The following is a 21,614-nucleotide window of genomic DNA, read 5'->3' on the forward strand; positions in this document are numbered from 1 at the left end:
CCGGTGCGGGCGCCGTCATATTGGGGCTATTTGCGGGTTGGGTAATTCTTAACAAGCGTGGAGCCGGCATTAAGCCGATCGATTTGGCTGCCCGGCCGCACGCCATATTCGTTATGTCCGTTTGCCGGTCCGGTTGCGTAGTAGATGAACTCACTGTCGTAAAATCCGGGTGCCCCCCGGGATACATCCTGAATGGCGGCGTTATTAAGGATGACCCAATCGCGCTGGTTCTTGTATCCGCTGATTTTACTGACGGCGTTTTGTTCGATAACGACTGAGGTTGAATCCGGGGAAACGCTGATGCGCGGAATGGTGATGCCCCCATCTTTCTCCCGTCTGACCCGGATGACCGAATTTCGCCTGATCGACAGGTTATCTGCCCCATGGATCGAAATTCCGTGTGCATGGGCATTATAAATCACGTTGTTCTCGATCAACACATTCTGATGACGAACCATGGGATCCCCCAAGTTTTTGCCATCTCCGCCCATCCAGATTGTCTGAGCATAATCTCCCGCGCCCATGTCAAAGATATTGTTGCGAATTACGATGTCTGTGCTGCGTCGGTTGGACGCGCGCATGATCTGCAGCATGTCACGGTGATCCTTGCCTCCGCGTATACCGCGAAAATTGTGCAGATGATTGCCTTCGATGATCAACCCATCAACAGCGCCCATGGCCATACCGTCCGAGCGTATGTCGTAGAAGGTGTTTCCCCGGATCGTTATGTCGTTGCCATGCCCACCCGTAAGTCCTTTCCACCATCTGCGGAATGTGTTCTGGGACAGTGTAATCGATACATTGTCCTTGAGGCGGAGTCCGCGGCCATGCCCCACTCCTGATTTGTAGCCACCATCGAACAAGGAGTTCGAGATGGTCACGTTTCTGCTGGAATAGATGGTGAAGCGGGTGGTTGAGTCCTTGTCCCCTGGGGAATACTCATAGTCAAAAATCAACCCATCCAACACGATGTTGCCCGCGCCCTGCAGGCGTAATTCCGTGAAACATGCAGGCGACCCGGGGTTGGCTGAGCGGATCGTGACGGGCTTCTCAAAAATATTGCTAATTTTCAGAGCGCCATAATTCCCGCCTTCAAGAATGAATGTCTCTCCTCCCTTCGCATTTTTTACGGCGCCTGCGAGTTCAGAAGCGTTGCGGAGTGTCTGGCCCTTTTCTGTACCGGACACGTTTGTCGTGGCTTTCGTGTCGGTACACGCCCCGGCGGCATAGGACGGGGCCGAAAAAGAGAGTAGCAAAATGCAGGCACACACCAGCATTCCGAAAGAACTGTGTCTGTCCCGCATGGCAGGTCCGCCCGTGTCACGTTCATCAATTAGGAAGGCTACGGGCATGGATGAGTCGTGTCCATAAAGCTGTGTTGAACAGAACGTTGATGGATTTGATGGGGCACCCACACGGGGTGACGTCACGGCATCGGGCAATTCACCGCCGATATTTGTTCGAGATACGCGGGCCCATGCCGGAATAGTGGCAATTGTGTGTTCATTGTTGCGGCAGAGGAATCAATTCGTAAAACCCTTGGGTACCGCTAAGGGAAGGGGAACAATTCCCGGTAACGAGTACCAATTTCACTCGGAAATGAAGGCGAAGGGACATTATTGTCCCGATGCAGGCAACAATTTCCAAACATAGCCACATTCTGGCCCATCTGTCGCCTTCGTGCGGCTGTTCCTTCTGTCCTGGGTGAGCGGGATTCTTGTGCGCTGCCACTCACAGCGCCTATGCAAAAAGGTGAAAGATGTCGACGACAATCACGGTAACCTCTGCGGCGGAGTTGAACCAGGCTCTGTCTCAGGCGACAGGTGGGGAAACGATACTGCTTGCGGCAGGTGATTATGGGGTGCTGAATCTCAAAAACGCCCTTTACACATCCAACGTGACGATCAAATCCGCTGATCCGAGCGCGATGGCAAGCTTTTCGGAAGTTTATGTCAACCAAACCTCGAACGTCACGTTCGATACTATCGAGTTTGACTATACATATGTCAGTGGGCAGCGTGAGTCTGCCAGCAAGTTCCGGATCGACAACAGCACTAACATAAACATCGTCAATTCGGTTTTTGATGGGGATTTTGCAAGCGGAACCGGGACCTCGGCTGATGGGACAGGTTTCGGCAAGGGGCTTGTGGTCGAGGGTTCGGCAAATGTCACTATCGCCAATTCCGAGTTCCATTCCTGGTGGAAAGCCATAAATGTCGGCACCTCCTCGGATGTTGATCTGATTGGCAACAACATTCACACAATCCGTTCTGACGGCATCAATCTGGGGCGGGTTGACGGCGTTCTGATCGAGAACAACTATATTCACGATTTCGGGGGTGCCGCGGGTTCTTACGATCACCGCGATATGATTCAGATTAAGCGTTCCAGCGGGGATGGCAGCAGCGACATTATCATTCGGAACAATGTCCTGGATATTGGGTCGGGTGACTACACGCAGGGCATTTGGGCCGGGGGCGACAACGCCAACTATTCGGATCCGACGGACTGGCACCAGGATATCGTGATCGAAGGAAACGTTATCTACAATGCCCATACTAACGGCATTGCGATTCACATGACCGATGGTCTGACGATTTCGAACAACACATTGATCGCGGTTCCGCGCTCGGTGACGGGTGGTGTGACCATTCCCAAAATCACCGTCGGATCATCTTCGACCAACGTGATCATCGACCAGAATGTGACATCCGGGATTGCTGGCCACCAGGGACAGTCCGACTGGACGGTTCTGGACAATGCCTTTGTTCAGAATACAGACCCGAACGCAGCCGGATATTATGATGCTCAGTTTACCTATCATGCGACAACCGCAACCGATGGGTACAACCAGTTTGGTGTTATTCCCGGTAGTACAGTAGATGTTCTGGGGGCAGGTTCTGACCTGGTCGATAGTTATCCGCTCTCCTACGATTCTTGGGTTGGAACGGCGACAACGCCTGTCTCCGGTGGAACGGGAACCAGTACACCGCCGTCAGGCACAACGTCCAATAGTACGTCCGGTACGGATACCGGCGGTACATCTGGCACGGATACCGGCGGTACATCTGGCACGGATACCGGTGGTACGTCCGGTACGGATACCGGTGGTACATCCGGTACGGATACCGGCGGTACATCCGGTACGGATACCGGTGGTACGTCTGGTACGGATACCGGTGGTACGTCTGGATCGACATCGCCTTCTGTCCCATCCGGTCAAATGGTCTTTGACGACTTTGTTCTGGATATCGCGAACCTGCCAGATAACGGTCAGGCCGAGCTTATCGGTGATGCGACGGTTGTGGACACGGCGTCGGGTCCGGTGATCCAACTTGACGGAGACCGGGATCTTGTGAAATTGGGGCGTCTGACCGAGTTTGAAGATTCCGAGCAGATTGCTTTCACGGTTGAGTTTACCAGATCTGAAGCAGACGGCAGCACCCAGCGTTTGGTCTGGAACAAGGGCCATGTGGGACTGACGTTGACAGGTGATGGCCTGATTGCGCATGCCGCAAACAATGATGGCAAATTCACCAAGGGATTCCATGTAGATAATCTGGGCCTGAATGATACCGAAACCCATACGATCACCTTCTTGGTCGACCAGAATGCAGATCGTCTACAGGTTCTCGTCGATGGGAATGTGGTGCTTGATGAAACCAATACCGATTTTGATTTTGTCGATGCGCACGGCGGCAAGGAATGGGGTTGGGATCTAGGCTTTGCGAGAAATCGTTATATCGATGGTGAAATCAGCGCGTTTGCAATCGACGACGAGGTCGTTTTTGTAGACACGCAGGTTGTGCAGGACGATTTTTCGATTGCCTGACACGATATGCATCGGCGAAATGTCGGCGCATATATGGTTGAAAAATTACGCTGGCTGGGTGCAAGATCGCACCTGGCCAACTGTATTTCAGGACAGCCATTCCCTGCCCTGGAGAATTGCGGCTGTTTCAGGCCGATCGTGTTGAAAGTTTCGAGTTATGATTTTGTCTGACAGCCATCGTTTTGTGTTCATTCACGTGCCGAAATGTGCGGGAACTTCTGTTCGCAATGCTGTTTTGTCATTCCACGATGCAGACAGCCGGTTTCTGAAACTGGTCGAGCGACATCCTGAACTGGGTGAAATCGACTATCGCCATCTTCCACTGTCGCTGCTGCGTGACCTTGATCCTGAGGCGTTCGGGAAGCTGAAGGAATACGAAAGCTATGCGCTGTTGCGTGACCCGTATCAGCGCTTTCAATCCGCCATGTCGCAACGCGCCAAAATGTATCTGGGCAAGGAATTTGCGCAGCTCAGCGATGATGAAATCCGCGCAGAAACCGAGAAGGTAGTGGCATATCTTTGTTCTGATCCTGCGGTGATTTCTCCGGAATATGTGCATTTTTCCCGACAGTCCGATTTTGTCCGGATCAACGGCGAACGGTTGGTGCGCAATCTCTATCCGGTCGAACATCTTGATCTTTTTGTTCAGGCTTTGACCCGGCAGATCGGCCTCGCTTCGCTGGAAATCGGGCATGCCAACAAGACCACGGTGTTTCGTCACCCACAGCTGAAACGGGTTATGTATGGGGGGAGTGCGCTGGCCCGTCGCGTTCTGCCTAGTCCGGTGCACGAAGCATTGCGTGTCTCCGCCCGTCGCGTTCTGATGAAATCCGGTGGCACGCAACCGCATCCGGTCTTGAGTGAACCTGTTTTCCAGGACTTTATTCGTGACTATTATGCCGAGGATATTGCCCTGCACCGGGATGTTCTGGCAGGTGTTGCAGCGTGATCCGGCAGGCAAGGAACGGAGCGGGCAGGTGCAACCGGTAAAGGAATGGCGCATACATCTGGGTGCGCATAAGACCGCGACAACACATGTTCAGGATACGCTGCTAGCACATCGGGACCAGATGGCGCGACGGGGTGTGGATTATATCCCCCGGGAAGCTTTTGGTCCGTTACAGCGCCGCTATTCAAACCCCGGTCATTGGCGAAGAAGGTTCTGGTCAAGACCATTGGCCAATCAGTTTATGCGCCAGGCTCAGGCGCTGCGCGGCGGAGCAGAGACGGTTCTTGTTTCGGACGAAGATCTGCTGGGCTATTCCGATGGTTTATTGTCGCCTGTCTTTTACCCGTCTTTTCGCGGGGCGCATATTGTCACCGAGATGCAAAAGACGGCTCCTGTTACGCTCTTTCTGGGGGTGCGCTCTTACGACAGGCTGTTGCCCTCAGCCTATGCTCAAATGATGAAATCCTTTGCGCCGGATCCGTATTGGCAATCCCGGCTCGGCGCGGACGTTCTGAAGACGCCGCCCAGTTGGTTCGATCTGATCGAGCGTCTTATGGCGGCCTTTCCCGGTGCAGCATTGCGGGTCTGGCGACAGGAAGACTACAGCGCACACTGGCAGAAGATTCTGACAGCTTTTGCAGGCCGGAACGTGGGTGCATTCCCACAGATTCCACCACCCACAAGAACCACATCGCCATCGCAAGAGGCGATCCACCAAGCCGAGGCTTTGGATCGCTCACTGTCGGTTGAAGAACGCCGCATGCGAGTTAAGAAGATCTTCTATAATGACGGGCCGGATGCCGTCGCTGGCACCCCGTTTCGGCCATATCAAAGTGAAACGGTCAGCGCGTTGCGACAAAAATACGAGCAGGATCTACAAAGGATCGCCCGAGATTACCCGGATATGTTGATCCGGATAGAATGATGCAGCCAACCCTTGCGGGTCAGCCGACCTTGGGGCGTTTGGGAACTTCGGTTTCCGAGACGCGCAGCAATTTCTTCGCAATTTCAAGATGCTGAGCGTTCCATTGCCAGCGTAACTTTTGTACGGGTGCCGCGCCATCGTCCAGAATGCGGGCTACCCGGGCATGATCGCGTTGCCGCAGGAGGCATTCATGTACCAGATGCGGTCCGACACATCCGAATTTAGGGACTTCACGCAGGGCGCGCCGGAACGGGCGGCGCATGTAAATCAGCAGTTCAAATAATGTCTGACACCAGAAATACAGATGCGGTTTCTGGCGATTTTTCCAATACTGAACACTGTAGTCATACCAGTCCGCCATGATGACATTTTGCGGTTCGGAGGCCAAAAACCACGTTGCCACTTCACGCGTATATCCGGGCCATGTGAACCATCGAGTTTCCGGGGTCCAGAAATAGGCAAAGAACCCTCGTTGTCCTACAATCGGCAGCCAGTCATTCAATGGTTTGATACAGAACGCGGTCGCATCCGCCCAAACACCGCCATGTTCTTTCAAAAGCTTGAACCGCAGAATGTTGGAATAAGATTGTATCGACATTTCTGGCGAGAGCTTTGGCATATCGACAAACTCTGCGACCGTGTCCTTGTCGAGAATGCGGAGGGTCCAGTCCGGATTTTTGTCTTGCCAGGATGCAATGCACATCCGCACGATTTCGGGAGCTTCATCAATTCCTTTGTCCCAGAACATCCAGATGTTCTTGGGGATGATCCGCGGCACAGCATTATCGAACCCGTCGGGTTGTGTCTTGCCGGCTTTGCGGGTCAATCTGCGGGCAAAACTGCGAAGCTGTTTACCCTTAACCAAAGATACAAATAAAAATAACCAAGGGTTCCCGGCCAAATCCAACGCTCCTATCGTAACCCATGTCGGTGTTTTAACGACCATTCCAGAGCCGCGCCAGAAAACTATCGCGATTGGCCTGCATCTATTTTTTGCTGTGTATTCACCGCCATGCTTGCGAAACAGTCGCGCGAAATACAGGATATTGTTTTCCCCCAAGCGGTGATGGACCCTTGGATGATGCAGATTATACTTCCCTAGCGTACACGTTAGGCATTGTTGGTAGTATCGCACCGATCAGGTGTTCTCCAGAAAGGCACGGTTCATGTCACTTGTTATGCAGTCCGGTCATCAGACCGCTGCCGGCGCGGCCGAAAAGTCCCGTCACGGGTTCATAATCGCGCTTATGATTCTGTCTTTCGTCATGCCGTTCTTTTTCTTCTTCATCGGCCTGAGGTTGAGCGCGTATCGTTTGTATTTTTTGGCTGCCACAATTCCGGTGCTTATTCAGTGGGCCAAGGGCGCGGCAGGCCCGGTGCGGTCGCCTGACATTCTGGTTTTGCTTGCGGCGATGTGGGCGGCGTTGGCCCTGTTTGCCAATCACGGGATAGGACGTTGGCAATTCGCAGGTATTCTGGTCGTGGAAACAGTCGTCCCGTATCTGTTTGCACGTGTCCTGATCCGGGACTACGTGACATTTCGAACGGCGGTGTGGTGGCTTTTTGCCATCGTTCTGGTGTTGGTCCCCTTCGCACTGTACGAAAATATCACGGGGAAACCGATCCTGCTGAACATATTTGGCGGGGTGTTTCAGGTCTATGCAGACGTGAATCAGGAGCCGAGATTGGGGCTGGAGCGGGCGCAGGCCTCAATGCCCCATCCGATTTTGTTTGGCGTTTTCTGTTCACCCGTTCTTGCGCTGTCCTGGTATGTGCTCAGCCCGGAAGGCGCATTCTTCAAGCAAACTCAACGCTCGATTATTGTTAGTACGGCTGTTTTCAGCTCTTTGTCTTCTGGCGCCTTCATGGGGGTTATGTTGCAGGCTTTCCTGATCGCCTGGGATGAGATTCTGAAGAAAATCAAAAGCCGATGGGTGATTTTCGCCATCATATTCGGCATTATCTATACCATCCTCGAACTGGCGTCGAACCGGAATGCGTTTCAGATCATTGCGACAGAGCTTACATTCTCGGCCGGGTCAGCCTGGAACAGAATTCACATCTTCAACCACGCCATTGACGATATTTTCCGCAACCCGATTTTTGGGATTGGTCTGGGTGAATGGACTCGCCCCAAATGGATGAAGCCAAGCGTTGATAATTTCTGGCTGCTCATCGCCCTGAGATACGGGATTCCGGCCCTGATATTTCTGGGTCTGGCCGTCATTATCGCAAGTTATCAAATCATCCGTGCCCCTTTGACTGGCCTCTATGCACGGGTTCGAACCGGATTTCTGATTTCGTTCCTAAGTCTCAGTGTTTCTGCATTCACCGTGCATTTGTGGGATGCCACCTATTGCCTGTTCATGTTCCTTCTTGGCAGCGGCATGTGGTTGATTGATGCCCGGGAAACACCCGAAGGTGAGGGCGAACAGGTGCAGGGAACATCCGCCCGACGGGAAATCCGCTATACGCGCTTTCCCAAAGGACCTGACCCGGAACCTGCCGAGTAACAAGGTTATACGTTGGAATGTGTTTAACCGGTCACCGTCCAGCGACGCCGGGTCATTCCGACGGCGCGGCGCAGGCGGCGCAGGGCGGGCATGTGACCTGACAGAACGGCCTGCATTTCATCGGGCGACATATCACCACGCAGCGAGGTGCGGGGGCGCAGGAATGTACCTTGCCGCCATTGACCACCGTCGCTTGACCACGCTGTTGTATAACCTGATGCACGCAAGGCCCGTAATACCCGCGCATCATAACGTCCGAATGGAATCCCGGCCTCGGTTATCGACCGGCCGCAGATATCCTCAAGCTGTGCCCGGGATGTCTCCAATTCCTGCCTGAGCACCGCATCGTTCAGTGTCGGCCAGCTGACATGGTCAATTCCATGGCTGCCGATCAACATACCTGCGCCCTGCAGGTTATGCAGGTGCTTCTTGTGCAGCGATCCCGTTTGCCCGAGGCGCCCGGTCAGAACAAAGAAACGTGCATGAAGACCCCGGTCAATCAGGGCGGGCAGCGCAATATCATGATCAGACAGGTTGCCATCATCAAAGGTGATTGCAACAGCCGCCGGGTCAGGCATGGCGGCAACCTGGTCAAGGACGTATTCGAATTGCTCCCGCGACAGCCAATATGGCGCTTCGCCGGGCTCCAGCGAGCGCCCGGGATCTCCGATACCGTGAAAGTTGACGCTTGTCAGGTTGGTCATTTTCGCCGCCTCTTCAAAAGCGAATGCAGCGTTTCCGCGGCGCGGACCGCAGGCGCAGTTAGCCCTTTGGGTTGGAACTCGTAAGGGCCTGCCGCCTGTAGGTCTGCCCCCCCGGTGCGGTGCTTGAACCGTGTGACCGTTGGATTTGAATCAGGGTCTATACCGCCCAGATCGTAGAATTTCATGCCCAGTTCTTTGCAGCGTAGAATGGAATGCCACATCAGGTAGTGTCCGGCATTCAGCCGTCGCCCGGCTTCAGCTGTGGCGCCGAAAAGGTAGACGGCGTTGATGCCGGCTCTGCCAATGGTCATGCCGGCGATGTCAGCACCGTCCTTCCGAGCGAACAGAACCTCATGGTCGAAATCGGGCCCTGTAAGCCCATAGTAAAATTCGGGGGGAATATCCGGGCGAAACCCCTTGGTGGCCTGTACGTCCTGATATAGCGCGTGAAACCGGCTGCGAGCCTCTGCAATCGGAACGATATCCAACTCCAGCCCAGCCTTGAGCGCATTGCGCAGCGGATTGCGCCACTTGCCGTGCAGCGCGCGCATCAGCGTGTCTTCGTCCTGATCACAGTCTACTACGACAGTTCTGTAAGATGGGGACCGCTCTGAGTGGGCAAAACCCTGGCTGGCGGCCAGTTCGTCGAGGGAGGGCACGTCATAGCGGGCAATCACCGGAAAACGCAGGCGCAGGATATGTCCTGTTGCTGTCGCATGCGCGCGCAGTGCCGCGAGCACCGCCTGCACGGTTTCGGGCGAGGGATCGGGGTGATCCCGATGCCGGAGCAATGGTCCCGCTGCAATCCATGCGATTCCGCGCCCAAGCGCGGGCAGGCGTTTGATGCGCAGGCACGCGGCGGCGACGATCTGTCCAGACGGGGTTTCCACCCGGACGAATTGCGGTTCTGCCCCGATCCGCCGTGCGGCTGCCTGTGCATAGGTCAGGCTCTGTTCATAGGTCAGATCCTGAAAAGTGGCGCTGCAGTCCAGCCAATCGGATGCAGACAGGATATGAAGAGATAGGGGTTCAGGGGTCATGACGGATTTATATCCTTGTCCTGACCCAGGCGGTCCATAAAGGTTTATGCCTCAGTGGAAGGATCGCTCTCAGGCGTGGAGTCAGGCGACCGAACCAGAGCCTGTAATAGGCCAGATGCAGCAGGCGCGCCCAACCCAGGCAGAGTTTGAGACGCATCGCGGCAAAGCCCGACTGCCGCGAGATGATCAGGCGGTGAGTGGGAACCGCTTCACCGCCATAGATCAGCTTGTAGCCGTAATCGCCAATCCCGGCCTCAATCCGTGTGATGCCGCCCTCAATCAGTTCTTCGATCATCTGAATCAGGCCGATCTTTCCCAGACTCAAACGTTCAAGCTCGGGGTCGGTTGATCTGGCGGGCAGGCGCCAGTGGCAGACCTGGCCGGAAACCAGGCAGAACTGGGTTGCCAGAGCTGAACTGTGGCCGTGCTGTTCGACAAACCATGTTTTTCCGCTGGTTAGGGTCTTTTTGGCAAGCTCCCTGTAAAAGGCCTCGCTCCCGGCCCAGTCGGTGAAATGGCCGCCTTTTCCAGCCTTTTGCCATTGTTGGTTGTGAAACCTGACAAAGTCCTGGAATTGCACCGCGTTGGGATGGGTCACTTGCGTTGTTAGCCCATGGTCACTTTGCAGGCGTTTTAGATCCCGTCGATACTGATTGCGCCGCTTCTTGGACAATTGGCTCAGATAGCCATCAAAGCTGCCGGGAAGCTCAAAGACGGTGTGTGTGCCCGCAGCCCGATCCTGCAACGCTAATGGCGGGTGGGAAGACGCGTAGTGGGTCACCGCATCACGCGCAGCGTGCAGAACCTGTCCGCGCTCGGACGCGGGGGTGAAGCTGATCAGATCGGCACATCCCCGCCCGAGAAGGTCAGACAGTGCCTCCGTCAGGCTGGGTGTCACGGCCCACTCTTCGGCTGCCAGGCGAAAAACCACTGTGTTTGGGTCTGTTGCAGCAAGTTTTGCGATACGTATCCTGATTGGCCCCAGCCAGACCGCGTGGATCATGAAAGGGATCAGGGCCACGAGATGCCCGTTCGCATTGCGCACCACCAATGCGCGAAGTGTTCGCCCCTGCCCAAAGTGCATCCACCATGTCAGTACCCAAACCGGGTTGGCATAGATATCCGCGCCCACCCGATCGGCAAGGGCGGCCCATTCTTCCACCATGTCACTCAGAGGTTTCACCCCATCAACCCACTGGAATGACAACTGGTTTGAAGCTTCGGTCACTCGACCGGCTCCTGTCTGATCAGATGATACCGCAAGGATGCGCGCGCAAGCCGTCGCCGCGCGGCGGCTTCGTCATGTTGTCCGGTGGCAGACATCAGGAAACGCAACATAGAGGACCCGACAAAGATGGCCCGCCCACAGAACGCCCCCCAAAGGCCGTAGTGCTTGCGTAAATAGATCATTTTGCTTTTTTGCATTTGCACGAACATGCGTGACCGGATCTGAACCGTGCTTTTGCCACCTCCGTCCAGATGCAGAATCTGTGCTGCGGGGGAAAATACGCAAGACCATCCGGCGTCGCGAATGCGGCGGCACCAATCGGCCTCTTCAGAATAGACAAAGAATGCTTCATCTAACAGGCCAACCGCTTCGAACACGTGACGGGGGACCAACATGAACATGCCCGAAACCACATCAACCGGTCGTTCGGAGTTTCGGTCCCAGTCTCCATACTCGGCATGGCCCAGAAGCCGATTTTGCGGCGACAGGCGATGCAGTCCGAATTCGATCAGCGCAAGATTGGCAGGCCCGGGATCGGCAAAGCAGGTGCGCTGAATGGTGTTCTCATCCTCCAATACCTGACAACCGAGGCATCCCACATCGGGACGCTGCCCAAGCCAGTGGACCATTGTGTCGATCGCGCCGTCCAGAATGATGGTGTCGGGGTTGAGCAACAACAAGGTGTCCCCTTGCGCGATTTCCAGTCCTTGATTGTTGGCGGCAGCAAAGCCCCGGTTGGTCTTATTCGCGATCAGCCGCACCTGAGGGAATTCTGTTCGCACGAGTTCGGCCGAGCCATCGTTTGATGCATTATCGACGACAATGATCTCATGCGGCATCATTGTTTCGCGTGCGATGGACATCAGGCAATCCCGAAGAATATCCCGGGTGTTCCAGTTCACGATCACGATTGAAACAGCGCAGGCAGTAGACGTGCTGTTTGGTGATGAAATCATGATACTCTATTCTCGTTAACCATTCACATTTCAAATTACTTAGTCATTGTTTCATTCTATGAATACACTGACCACAATCCTCTGAAGACAATTGTTGTTTTATAGCAGTCGAAAAAGTCAAAGCGTATAGACCAGTATATTGAGGTAATAGTTTGACAGCGCCGGACCTTCGAACCCAAGACGATATCGTGGTCGACTGTAGTGAATCCCTGAACACGGAACAACGCGCGGACTGGGATAGATTCCTGAAAGGGGCAAAACACCAGCACCCGCGGCAATCTCTGGTTTTTGCCCGTTCCGAGCAAGCCTCGGGTCGAAAGGTTCTGTATGCCCGCGCCCACTGCAGGGGCGGCGCTCTGGTGGCTGTTGGCCTACTTTCGCTTGAGCCGCACCCTTTTTTGCCCGGTGCCTGGTCCAAAGCTTATTGTCTGAGCGGCCCGGTATGCGACGACGCCCACAACATGGCTGTGTTTCTGAAGGCCCTTTGCGAACATCCTGAACTGGCCAGCGTGGGCAGTCTGAATGTCACCCCATTCTGGACAGAACAGGACGCGATAACAATGGATGGCGTTCTGGCCGGGGACGGTTGGCGGGTTTCCGAAGAGGAGCAGTTTCGCGAAACCGGGTGGGTGGACATATCCGGGACCCGCGAGGAGATCATGAAAAGTTTCTCCAAGAGCGCCCGGCGCGAAGTCCGCCGCGCTGAACGGCAGGGCGTTACCTTCCGTATTGCAGAAACAAGCGAAGAGTTCGGCATCTTTCTAAGCAGCATGAACCGCCTGCGCGCCACGCGCGGATTGGAAGAATTGGACGTCGCTACATATGAGACGACATTCGAAGACGTGCTGCGCCCTGATGATATTGGAACCGTGATCATGGCCTGGCAGGAGGATGCGTTTCTGGCTGGCTTGTTGGTCTATCGCAGCAAAGACGTCGTGCATGGGCGTCACTTCACAACCGAGCCGGAACATCTCAGGGCTGCCGGCAATCTGCGTATCGCACCGGCATTGTGGCTTGAGGCGATGTGCTGGGCGCAGCAAAAAGGATGCAGCATCCTGGATGTAGAGGGGTATCGCGCTCCGGTTGCGGGTGACAAGAAGTTCAACATCCACAAGTACAAGTCGGAATTCGGGCCGCGCAGTATTCGACGGATTTCCGAGCGGCAGAAAATTGTGAACCGACATGTGTTTCTAACCGGAAATGCCCGTGATCTGCTGCGGGGGCATCTGAAAAAGGTCAAACGGGCGATCATGGGGTGAAGCCTGGATGTGAGAACGGTCGGTGGTGCTGAAGATGAAGTTAGCGAAGAAAGGCAAGATACAGCTGATCCAGGGCGCGGCGCGGCTGGGGCCGGGAATGCTGATCAAACAGGTCTGGCTGGCCTTTCTCGACAGTTTTGTACGCAAACGCCATCTGGTGTTCAGGCTCGATACTCAGAACAGCAGCATGTCGCAGCCCGCTCTGAGCGGGGGTGGACACTTGCGCGAGGTTTTGTCTGCGGACGAACTGGATCAGCCGGATCTGGCTTGGTTGACCGATCCACTGGCTGCGCATGACTGGGGTACTGTGGACTGGCTGGCACTCGGGTGGCGGCTTTGGGTGCTGGAGGAGGATGACAATGTGCAGGCCTTTGCCTGGGTGCGCGATGCGACGCACAGCCGCGATTTCTTTGTCCCCCTAGGCGAGAGGGAGGAGCTGTTTTGGCATGTCTATGTCCTGCCGGATTATCGAGGTCGCAACTTGCAGGAACGGCTATGGCGGATGATTGCGGCGGACCGGGCTTTGGATGGGGTCGAGGGGATTTTCACTAATTGCAGAGATTACAATCTGCCGTCCCGCAAGAATATTCTGAAAATGGGCTTTTCCCCTGTGGGGCAGTGTGACGAAAACCGGATCATGCGCCGCCGGGTTTGGCGAAGCTATTGAACTTTACAGGCTGACATGACCACTAAACCCACCCGGAACACCTTGTATTGTGGCGATCCCCCGATGCGCTTTTCCAACCTTTTCCGGTCGGACCCGGAGGGGGGTTATATGTCTCTGTTCAAGGGGCGTCGGGCGTTTCCAAGCTATAACACCCGTGTTGCGATCCGGGCGGCCTGCGACCTGTTGGAATTGCAGCCCGGGGATGAGGTTCTGGCACCGGCCTACAATTGTGGATCGGAAGTTGATCCGTTGATCCATGCGGGTTTGTCGGTCCGGCTGTTTCCGGTGGCGCAAGATCTGATTGCTGATCCTGCTCGGATCGAGCCGCTGATCTCTCCACGGACCAAAGCGCTCTATGTCATCCACTATTTCGGGGTTATTCAGCCGGCACTGGCAGAGCTGCGCGAGCTGTGCGACCGGCATGGATTGCGGATGATTGAGGATTGCGCGCTAAGTCTTCTGAGCGGGGCATCACCCGCCGAAGGTCGTACCGGTGACGTGTCGGTGTTTTGCTTTTATAAATTTGTTCCGGTTCTGGGCGGTGGTGCGTTGGTGATCAATGCGCCGGATTTGCAAAGCGTCAATCCGTTCAACCGTCCTGCACCGCGCAAGGTTGTCGTGAAAACGCTGGTGCGTACTGGTCTGACCGCCGCGCTTGGTTCAACGCGCGCAAAGGGAATGGTTCAGGCGCTAAAGGGCAAGCCTGTGGCTGAGAATGCCCCCCTTGAGAACGATAAGTTGGAGGATATTCCGGGGCACTACTATTTTAACCCGGCTCTTCTGAACGCAGGGATGAGCGTTTTTGCCTCCCGACCCTTGAAGTCATTTTCCGTCTCTCAGGCGATATCAGCCCGGCGGTCGAACTGGCAGCGATACAGGGATTTGCTTGAAGGAAGTCCGGGTGTTCATCTGTTGCTGCCCGAGCTTGCACCGGAGACCTGCCCCCTTAACATGCCGGTGATGGTGGCAGACAGGGACCGGGTCGTTCAGACTTTACAAAGTAAGGGAATAGGGGCGACGCCGTGGTGGGCGGGGTTCAACCGCAACCTGGACTGGAGCGGTCAGGAAGAGGCAATGGCGCTGAAGAACAAGGCGCTGTCCCTGCCTTTGCACCAGTACCTCGGGGCAGCGCATCTGGACTATATCACAGCCCAATTGCAAGCGGCGCTGTAACGGCATCCCTGGTTCAGGCGCGCTCGCGCCGGAGATGACCGCGCAGACGGGACAGCAGTGAAAAGACCAGTGTTTCAAACCCTTCGGGCCGACCCGCCATGACCCACAGCAGAAGGTGAGTCAATGTGTAGGTGATTACGCCAACGCAGACTTTGACCAGAACGATCACCATGAGGCGCGGGACATGTGCCCCGGTGTGCAGAAGCATATCAGCAAAGATCACCAAGGCGATCATGACGGCGCAGGACAGGATGCTGCGCCAGGCGACGGTCAGCGGTTCAAACAGGCCACCCTTGCCGAACCTTCTGGCAATGATCAGGGTGATAATGAGCGCGGTAAAGCTGGACAGGCCAGCTGCCGCCAGCGCGCCACGAAAGTCAAACTTGGTACCGACCCACATGAAAAAACAGACCAAAGCCAACAAGGTTGCGTTCCGGATGAACAGAATACGCGTTGACCCTTCGATATAGCTGGCGGCTCGAACATTCGCCTGTAGTGTTTCCAAGGCTTTGAGTGGCGCCAGGACCCAGATGACCTGAGCTGCGGCGATCCATTTGTATCCCATACCGACAAGGATCATGTCTTCCGAAATCAGCGCAGTTCCGATGCTGATTGGCAGAACGAAAGCCAGCAGCATCTCGTTGATGCGCATAAACGCTTTCTGGTTTTGCCCGGTTGATCGTGAGACATCTGCCAGACCCGGGTAGATCACGCGTTGCAACGGGGCAAATAACTGTGTCGTCACAATCGTGGTGATGCGGCTGCCGGCCCGGAAAATCCCTGCATCTGCAAGGCCAAGAGTTGCGCCGATAACGATCTGGGGCATGTTGTTGGCCAAAAACTGGGACAGTTGCGCGCCCATGGACCAGGAGGAAAAAGACAGGCTTTCCCGCCAGCGAGATACCGAAAGCCTGGGAAACATCGGTGCAGTTGCGAATGTCCAAATGTTTCGGGTCGCAGCGCCGACAAACAGGGCCACAATAATCGCCCAGAAATCCTGCCACAGCCAAGATAGATAGATGGCGACACTGGCATAAGCGATACGATTGAACGTTTCCTCTGCTGCGGCCAGCGAAAACCTCAGGCCGCGTTCATACAGAAGAAAACGTGGGCTGCGCAGGGCGAGCAAAACCGAAATCGCTGCAACTGCAGGCAAAATCTCGACAAGTTCAGGTATGCCGAGCAAAGCTACTAGGGGTTTTGACAGCCAGACCAACGCGCCAGCTATCAACCCAAGTAGAATTTGCATGGTGAAGACTGTGTCGAGATGCTCGTGGGTTATATCATCCAATCGGATCAACACGATGCTGACCTGGCGCTGCAGCATCTCAAGCAGTGCGGTCGCAATTATGAAATAGGCAATGATACCAAAGTCTTCAGGCCTGAGAAGGCGTGCAGTGATGGCGAGCGTTGCAAAACCCAAAGCCTGTCTGAAGAGGCCGGACGCCAAGAGAGTCGCAGCGCCCACTGCAAGGGCAGATCTGCGAGTCAGCATGCTTGAAGGCAAGCTTACTTTAGGAGAATGCGTCAATCGCACCATCTTTCTACATTTAGAACAAAAAACAATTTAACGCCTCAGTGTTTCTGGTTTTGCCTTCTCCCAAGGCAGATCTGGGCATGTCACCGGTAACTTTTGTGGCAATCCAGGCCAGTCGTTGGTAATCAGTTTGAAGGTTGTTATTCATCTAGTGACAGGGTCGCATGATCTACGCTCAGTGTCAGAAAGCGTTGCTACATTTCAAGGAAAATTTGCGATTAATCCCACAATTTGAAATCAATTTGAGCAAGGACATCGGGTATGTGAAGCCTTGTATTCGATTTAGAAACAATTGAGTGACGACACCAGTTTCCAAGACGGTATGACAGTATGAAGATTGCGATTTTTGGTTTGGGGTATGTGGGTTTCACGGCAGCGTGCTGTCTGACCCGTGAAGGGCACGAGGTGATCGGCATTGATGTGAACGCCGACAAGGTGTCCGAAATCAACGCAGGCCAGCCCCCGATCAAGGAGCCGAAAGTGGCCGGGCTGCTGACCGAGGCGCTTGGGAAAAATCTGATCCGCGCCGTGGTCGAGATGCCGGATCTCGGGGATGTGGATCTGGCCATTGTCTGTGTGGGCACGCCCAGTTCCACTGACGGCTCGCATAACATGAGCTTTGTGGCCGAGGTGACGCGTCAGATTGCCGAAACCGTATCGCCGGATCGGGCGCGGCCTCTGACGGTGGCGTATCGGTCAACCTTCCGGCCGGGCACCGTGCGGCAGCTGATCGAGCCGATCTTCCAAAGCTATCTGGGCGAGCGGACGGCGCAGGCGGTCGAGATTGTCTATAACCCCGAATTCCTGCGCGAGGCGTCGGCAGTGGATGACTTCTTCAACCCGCCCAAGATCGTTGTTGGTACAGCCGGTGGCAATCGCTCGGCGGTGATGGACGAAATGCACGAGGGTCTGGACGCGCCGGTGTTCTACACCGCTTTTGAAGAGGCCGAGATCACCAAATTCGTCGACAACACCTGGCATGCCACCAAGGTGGCCTTCGCCAATGAGATCGGCCGTATCTGCCACAGCATGGGCGTGTCGGCCAAAACCATGCACGAGATTTTCGTCTCGGACACCAAGCTGAACATCTCGGCTTATTACACCCGTCCGGGCGGCGCGTTCGGGGGCTCGTGCCTGCCCAAGGATGTGCGTGCATTGCAGCATATTGCGGGTGAGGTGGGGGCCCATACCCATCTGATTGACAGCCTGTTGCAGACCAATCAGGCGCATAAAACCTATCAGGCGCAGGACATCATGGCGCGGCTGCCCGAAGGCGGTCGGGTGCTGATGGCGGGGCTGGCCTTCAAGGCCGGAACCGATGATCTGCGCGAAAGCCCCAATGTCGATATTGCCCGGCGGCTGCTGCAGGCTGGGTATCAGCTGTCGGTCTATGATCCGGCCATCAAGCCTGCCGATCTGCGGGGGCAGAACCTGGGTTATGCCTTTACCCATCTGCCCAATGTGGGCCGCCTGTTGGTTGATCGCGCCACGGCCGAGGCCGGGCCATGGGATCTGGTGGTCGGATCGAACAGGATCGTGAACGAGCTGAACCTTGGCGATGCAGAGGTGATAAGAACCTATGAATATGACTAGCCCTGTATCCGCTGTTCAGCCGATCTCGTTCGACGAGCTGCGCCAGAGCCAGCCGCTGAAAGGGCTGAAGGTTCTGATCGTGGTGGAAAACCTGCCCGTGCCCTTTGACCGCCGCGTCTGGATGGAGGCCCGCACGCTGGCCGCCGCAGGCGCGCTGGTCTCGGTCATCTGTCCCACTGGCAAGGGGCATGAGGAACGCGTCTGGGAAGACGAGGGGATCAAGGTCTATCGCCACCCGCTGCCATTGGATGCCAGCGGCGCGCTGGGATATCTGCTGGAATATGGCGCGGCGCTGTTCTGGGAAAGCTGGCTGTCACTGAAGATCAAGTTCACCCGTGGGTTTCACGTCATCCATGGCTGCAACCCGCCCGATCTGATCTTTCTGGTGGCACTACCCTTCAAGCTGTTTGGCGTGCGCTATCTGTTCGATCACCACGACATCAACCCCGAGCTTTACGAGGCCAAGTTCGACAAACGCGGCTTTTTCTGGAAGCTGATGAAGACGTTCGAGCGGCTGACCTTCGCCTCGGCACGGGTGTCGATTGCCACCAATGAAAGCTATCGCAAGATCGCCATCGAGCGCGGCGGCATGGCGCCCGAGGATGTCTTTGTGGTTCGCTCGGGCCCCGATCTGAGCCGGTTGCAGCACCTGCCCCCGAACCCCGCGTGGCGCAACGGGCGGACATACATGGTGGGTTATGTCGGCGTCATGGGCGATCAGGAAGGAATCGACCTTCTACTGGAATCCGTGGCGCATCTGGTCAAGGTTCAGGGCCGCGACGACATCCAGTTCTGTCTTGTGGGCGGGGGCCCCAGCCTGGACAAGCTGCGCGAACAATCTGCTGAAATGGGCCTGTCGGATTATGTCACCTTCACCGGCCGCGCGCCGGATCAGGATCTGTTTGAGATCCTGTCGACCGCAGATGTCTGCGTGAACCCGGATCGGGTGAACGAGATGAATGACAAATCCACCATGAACAAGATCCTTGAATACATGGCGTTCGAAAAACCCATCGTTCAGTTCGACGTGACCGAAGGGCGGTTCTCGGCACAGGAGGCCTCGCTTTACGCCAAGGCCAACGATCCGGTGGATATGGCCGACAAGATCACCGAGCTGCTGGCAGATGACGACCGCCGCGCCGCCATGGGCCGCTATGGCCGCGCCCGGGTCGAGGCCGAGATGGCCTGGCCCCATCAGGTGCCCGCGCTGATCGCGGCGTATAAGCGGATCTGGAAGGGGTAGGGCCCTATCGTCGCTCGTTGGCAGCTCTTTCGCTTATGTGCATTTGTCTAGTTCAGGCCTTCGGCAATTGAGCCTTTCCAGTCGATCTTGGTGATTGTGACAGGATAAGGTGGTTGTGTTACAAAGTAATCCGGTCGTGGGAGGATTGGGGCAGTGCCTCGGGACCTCTTTTATTCGTCTGTCTTTGAGCTTGCTGGAGTATTCTTCGATTGCAATCGAGGGAAACCAAGCCGGACTTATACCTTAGATCAAAACGGCACAAACCGCGGCAGGCGGTTCAGGCTGGGTTCCATGAAACGCTGCAGTCTGGCATCCGCGTCCGCCTCGGTTTCGCCGGGCAGGATGGGGGTGACAAATCGAACCAATGCGCCGTCGGTCCGGCCCATGGTGACCCCGTCCTGAATAACACTCATCTTGGCGCGGAAATCGTTGACCATGCGTTTGCCGCGCTGTTCGAACCAGTAGTAGACCAGCTGCTTTGACAGCTCTTTCTGGATGACCGCACGGTTGACGGTAAAGCTGCCGTAGGGGGTGTCGCCCGGATTGATCTCATATGGCTCAAGGCTGAAGATTTCCCAGCCACCTACGGGCAGGCAGACCTCGGGTGAATGGATGCCTTCGCCTTCGGTTTGCTTGTCGTAGAAGGCCACGAACATGTTCACGAAATCACCCGATCCGCTGTCGATATAAGTGGCATGGAGGTAATCGCTGGCGCCCAGAGTTCGTTCAACATTGGGATCAAGGCTGGTGGTCGACCCCGACCAGTCGCCCAATTGTCGCGGATAGAGGACAAAGGGGTCCCGCTCGACGAGTTTCACCTCGGAGGCGGGGCGCAGTGTCCACGCGGTCGAGACCGCAAGCGTCAAAAGCGCCGCGAGAGCCAGCGCGACTGAGGCGCGGATGGCAAAGATACGCAATGCGACGGCACCCAGCCCTTCGGTATCCAGATCGATTGTCTCGGCAAAGGGCTTTGGATCGGGAGCCAGACGCTGCAAGCCGATCGCCATGAGAAACAGAATGGCGACGCAGAGCAGGAAGATGATCCAGCCTTCGAAGAAATGCATGAACCCTTCGGCCTGTTCGATGCCATGCTGATTGACCAGAATGCCGATCACGCCGATGCGGATGGAGTTCATCAGAACGGTCAGCGGCGCGGCCGAGACCAGCAGAACCACCTTGTGCCAGATCGGGCCGCGGTAGAGCAGGGCAAAGAGGTATGAAAAGCTGAGGATCGGGAACAGGTAGCGTAGCCCGGAACAGGCCTCGGCCACTTGCAGCTTGTAGACCCCCAGATCAATGACATTGCCTTCGATAAAGACCGAAACACCGGCGAGCTGCACGAACCAGACGCCCAGCTCGGACGATATCCATTGCAGGAAGATCGTGAGCTTCCAGTAGACGAACTGGGGCAGGGGCAGCATGAAGACCAGATGGATTACGGGCAATTGGTGGTATTTCCCGCGTTGCCAGCCGAAGACGGTCACCATGACGCCACCGGTCCAGATGATCATCGCATAGGTGACGATATCCGGGATACGGGTCAGATTGCCGAGAATGGCGACGGCCAGAGCCAAAGCAATCACTGTGATGCCCGGCCAGCGGTCGCGCACGATGGGATTGGGCGGCGGCATGTCCCGCAATTCACGCAGGAACAGGTACAGTGAAATAATGGGGATCAGCGGTCCGTGACTGTATTCCGGCGTGCTCCACGCCGCGCCCAGCGAGACAATGCCGATCCAGAAAACGGGAAGCGACCCCAACACCAACAGGGCAAACCAGAACAGCCCCGCAGCGTTGATGGCAGGCAGGGCGTTTCGGGCCGTCTCAAGCATTTTGCGGCGGCTGTCGTTCGAATCGAGACGATGCATCACAAACCATCATGCATAATATGAGAGGCCCTGAAATTGTGACGGCCAAAGCTCCCGCGATTTAGATCCGGAAAGTGCACAATACGCGAAGGACGGCATGTTTGTTGATAGGAAAACCCGCTCAGAG

General features: G+C 55.8%; 17 protein-coding genes. 9 read left to right on the plus strand and 8 right to left on the minus strand.

Features of this window, described 5'->3' with window-relative positions; translation table 11 throughout:
- Nucleotides 1-26: 26 nt before the first annotated feature.
- Nucleotides 27-1,277: a right-handed parallel beta-helix repeat-containing protein gene (locus I9182_RS18795; RefSeq protein WP_209599256.1), complete on the minus strand. Its 1,251-nt coding sequence runs from the start codon at nt 1,275-1,277 to the stop codon at nt 27-29.
- 482 nt (nt 1,278-1,759) lie between these two features.
- Between I9182_RS18795 and I9182_RS18800 the strand changes: the two genes are divergently transcribed.
- The 3 genes from I9182_RS18800 (at nt 1,760) to I9182_RS18810 (ending at nt 5,706) form a co-directional block, all read left to right on the plus strand.
- Nucleotides 1,760-3,832, plus strand: coding sequence for a right-handed parallel beta-helix repeat-containing protein (locus I9182_RS18800; RefSeq protein WP_209599257.1), 2,073 nt, complete (start codon nt 1,760-1,762; stop codon nt 3,830-3,832).
- A 157-nt stretch (nt 3,833-3,989) separates the two neighbouring features.
- The gene (locus I9182_RS18805; protein ID WP_209599258.1) at nt 3,990-4,781 is read left to right on the plus strand and encodes a sulfotransferase family 2 domain-containing protein; all 792 of its coding nucleotides are present in this window, start codon (nt 3,990-3,992) and stop codon (nt 4,779-4,781) included.
- The gene (locus tag I9182_RS18810; protein WP_209599259.1) at nt 4,729-5,706 is read left to right on the plus strand and encodes a hypothetical protein; all 978 of its coding nucleotides are present in this window, start codon (nt 4,729-4,731) and stop codon (nt 5,704-5,706) included. Before I9182_RS18805 ends, I9182_RS18810 begins: the two co-directional genes overlap by 53 nt.
- A gap of 19 nt (nt 5,707-5,725) precedes the next feature.
- Here I9182_RS18810 and I9182_RS18815 read toward each other — a convergent pair whose 3' ends face one another.
- Nucleotides 5,726-6,532, minus strand: a complete 807-nt coding sequence (locus I9182_RS18815) for a capsular polysaccharide synthesis protein (RefSeq protein WP_209599260.1) — start codon at nt 6,530-6,532, stop codon at nt 5,726-5,728.
- Between the two features lie 340 nt (nt 6,533-6,872).
- On the opposite strand from I9182_RS18815, the gene I9182_RS18820 reads away from it, so the two are divergent.
- Nucleotides 6,873-8,219 carry an O-antigen ligase family protein gene (locus I9182_RS18820; protein WP_209599261.1) on the plus strand — a complete coding sequence of 449 codons (1,347 nt, stop codon included), beginning with the start codon at nt 6,873-6,875 and terminating at the stop codon, nt 8,217-8,219.
- A 23-nt stretch (nt 8,220-8,242) separates the two neighbouring features.
- Here the strand turns inward: I9182_RS18820 and I9182_RS18825 are convergent, their stop codons facing one another.
- The 4 genes from I9182_RS18825 to I9182_RS18840 are packed head-to-tail and all read right to left on the minus strand — an operon-like array spanning nt 8,243 to nt 12,147.
- Nucleotides 8,243-8,923 (minus strand): polysaccharide deacetylase family protein, encoded by a 681-nt coding sequence (locus I9182_RS18825; protein WP_209599262.1) that lies wholly within the window; start codon nt 8,921-8,923, stop codon nt 8,243-8,245.
- Entirely contained in the window at nt 8,920-9,963 is a 1,044-nt protein-coding gene (locus tag I9182_RS18830) for a peptidoglycan bridge formation glycyltransferase FemA/FemB family protein (RefSeq protein ID WP_209599263.1), read from the minus strand. The genes I9182_RS18825 and I9182_RS18830 overlap by 4 nt, the downstream gene beginning before the upstream one ends.
- A gap of 7 nt (nt 9,964-9,970) precedes the next feature.
- On the minus strand, nt 9,971-11,191 hold the full coding sequence (locus tag I9182_RS18835; protein WP_209599264.1) for a GNAT family N-acetyltransferase: 1,221 nt from the start codon (nt 11,189-11,191) through the stop codon (nt 9,971-9,973).
- The gene (locus I9182_RS18840; protein ID WP_209599265.1) at nt 11,188-12,147 is read right to left on the minus strand and encodes a glycosyltransferase family 2 protein; all 960 of its coding nucleotides are present in this window, start codon (nt 12,145-12,147) and stop codon (nt 11,188-11,190) included. Before I9182_RS18840 ends, I9182_RS18835 begins: the two co-directional genes overlap by 4 nt.
- A 188-nt stretch (nt 12,148-12,335) precedes the next feature.
- On the opposite strand from I9182_RS18840, the gene I9182_RS18845 reads away from it, so the two are divergent.
- From I9182_RS18845 to I9182_RS18855, 3 genes are read left to right on the plus strand one after another with little or no spacing between them, the layout of a single operon-like run.
- Nucleotides 12,336-13,406, plus strand: coding sequence for a GNAT family N-acetyltransferase (locus I9182_RS18845; protein ID WP_209599266.1), 1,071 nt, complete (start codon nt 12,336-12,338; stop codon nt 13,404-13,406).
- A gap of 34 nt (nt 13,407-13,440) precedes the next feature.
- On the plus strand, nt 13,441-14,073 hold the full coding sequence (locus I9182_RS18850) for a GNAT family N-acetyltransferase (protein ID WP_209599267.1): 633 nt from the start codon (nt 13,441-13,443) through the stop codon (nt 14,071-14,073).
- Between the two features lie 15 nt (nt 14,074-14,088).
- Nucleotides 14,089-15,246: a DegT/DnrJ/EryC1/StrS family aminotransferase gene (locus I9182_RS18855; RefSeq protein WP_209599268.1), complete on the plus strand. Its 1,158-nt coding sequence runs from the start codon at nt 14,089-14,091 to the stop codon at nt 15,244-15,246.
- 13 nt (nt 15,247-15,259) lie between these two features.
- Here the strand turns inward: I9182_RS18855 and I9182_RS18860 are convergent, their stop codons facing one another.
- Nucleotides 15,260-16,741: an oligosaccharide flippase family protein gene (locus I9182_RS18860; protein WP_209599269.1), complete on the minus strand. Its 1,482-nt coding sequence runs from the start codon at nt 16,739-16,741 to the stop codon at nt 15,260-15,262.
- 372 nt (nt 16,742-17,113) lie between these two features.
- On the opposite strand from I9182_RS18860, the gene I9182_RS18865 reads away from it, so the two are divergent.
- Both I9182_RS18865 and I9182_RS18870 read left to right on the plus strand, forming a co-directional pair.
- Complete coding sequence (locus tag I9182_RS18865; protein WP_209507433.1) at nt 17,114-18,376, plus strand: nucleotide sugar dehydrogenase; 1,263 nt, start codon at nt 17,114-17,116, stop codon at nt 18,374-18,376.
- Nucleotides 18,363-19,619, plus strand: a complete 1,257-nt coding sequence (locus I9182_RS18870) for a glycosyltransferase family 4 protein (RefSeq protein ID WP_245222733.1) — start codon at nt 18,363-18,365, stop codon at nt 19,617-19,619. The genes I9182_RS18865 and I9182_RS18870 overlap by 14 nt, the downstream gene beginning before the upstream one ends.
- A gap of 248 nt (nt 19,620-19,867) precedes the next feature.
- Here the strand turns inward: I9182_RS18870 and xrtD are convergent, their stop codons facing one another.
- A complete protein-coding gene (gene xrtD, locus I9182_RS18875; protein WP_209599270.1) occupies nt 19,868-21,487 on the minus strand; it encodes a VPLPA-CTERM-specific exosortase XrtD in 1,620 nt (539 codons plus the stop codon).
- Between the last annotated feature and the right edge of the window lie 127 nt (nt 21,488-21,614).

Origin of the sequence: Ruegeria sp. HKCCSP351 (assembly GCF_017872535.1) — a bacterium.
In the GTDB taxonomy this organism is placed as follows: domain Bacteria; phylum Pseudomonadota; class Alphaproteobacteria; order Rhodobacterales; family Rhodobacteraceae; genus Ruegeria.

Bases quoted from the DNA above. Each gene is read 5' to 3' on its own strand.
- I9182_RS18795 (WP_209599256.1), bottom strand. From the start codon at position 1,277: ATGCTGGTGTGTGCCTGCATTTTGCTACTCTCTTTTTCGGCCCCGTCC.
- I9182_RS18800 (WP_209599257.1), top strand. From the start codon at position 1,760: ATGTCGACGACAATCACGGTAACCTCTGCGGCGGAGTTGAACCAGGCT.
- I9182_RS18805 (WP_209599258.1), top strand. From the start codon at position 3,990: ATGATTTTGTCTGACAGCCATCGTTTTGTGTTCATTCACGTGCCGAAA.
- I9182_RS18810 (WP_209599259.1), top strand. From the start codon at position 4,729: ATGCCGAGGATATTGCCCTGCACCGGGATGTTCTGGCAGGTGTTGCAG.
- I9182_RS18820 (WP_209599261.1), top strand. From the start codon at position 6,873: ATGTCACTTGTTATGCAGTCCGGTCATCAGACCGCTGCCGGCGCGGCC.
- I9182_RS18825 (WP_209599262.1), bottom strand. From the start codon at position 8,923: ATGACCAACCTGACAAGCGTCAACTTTCACGGTATCGGAGATCCCGGG.
- I9182_RS18830 (WP_209599263.1), bottom strand. From the start codon at position 9,963: ATGACCCCTGAACCCCTATCTCTTCATATCCTGTCTGCATCCGATTGG.
- I9182_RS18840 (WP_209599265.1), bottom strand. From the start codon at position 12,147: ATGATTTCATCACCAAACAGCACGTCTACTGCCTGCGCTGTTTCAATC.
- I9182_RS18850 (WP_209599267.1), top strand. From the start codon at position 13,441: ATGAAGTTAGCGAAGAAAGGCAAGATACAGCTGATCCAGGGCGCGGCG.
- I9182_RS18855 (WP_209599268.1), top strand. From the start codon at position 14,089: ATGACCACTAAACCCACCCGGAACACCTTGTATTGTGGCGATCCCCCG.
- I9182_RS18860 (WP_209599269.1), bottom strand. From the start codon at position 16,741: ATGCTGACTCGCAGATCTGCCCTTGCAGTGGGCGCTGCGACTCTCTTG.
- I9182_RS18865 (WP_209507433.1), top strand. From the start codon at position 17,114: ATGAAGATTGCGATTTTTGGTTTGGGGTATGTGGGTTTCACGGCAGCG.
- I9182_RS18870 (WP_245222733.1), top strand. From the start codon at position 18,363: ATGAATATGACTAGCCCTGTATCCGCTGTTCAGCCGATCTCGTTCGAC.
- xrtD (WP_209599270.1), bottom strand. From the start codon at position 21,487: ATGCATCGTCTCGATTCGAACGACAGCCGCCGCAAAATGCTTGAGACG.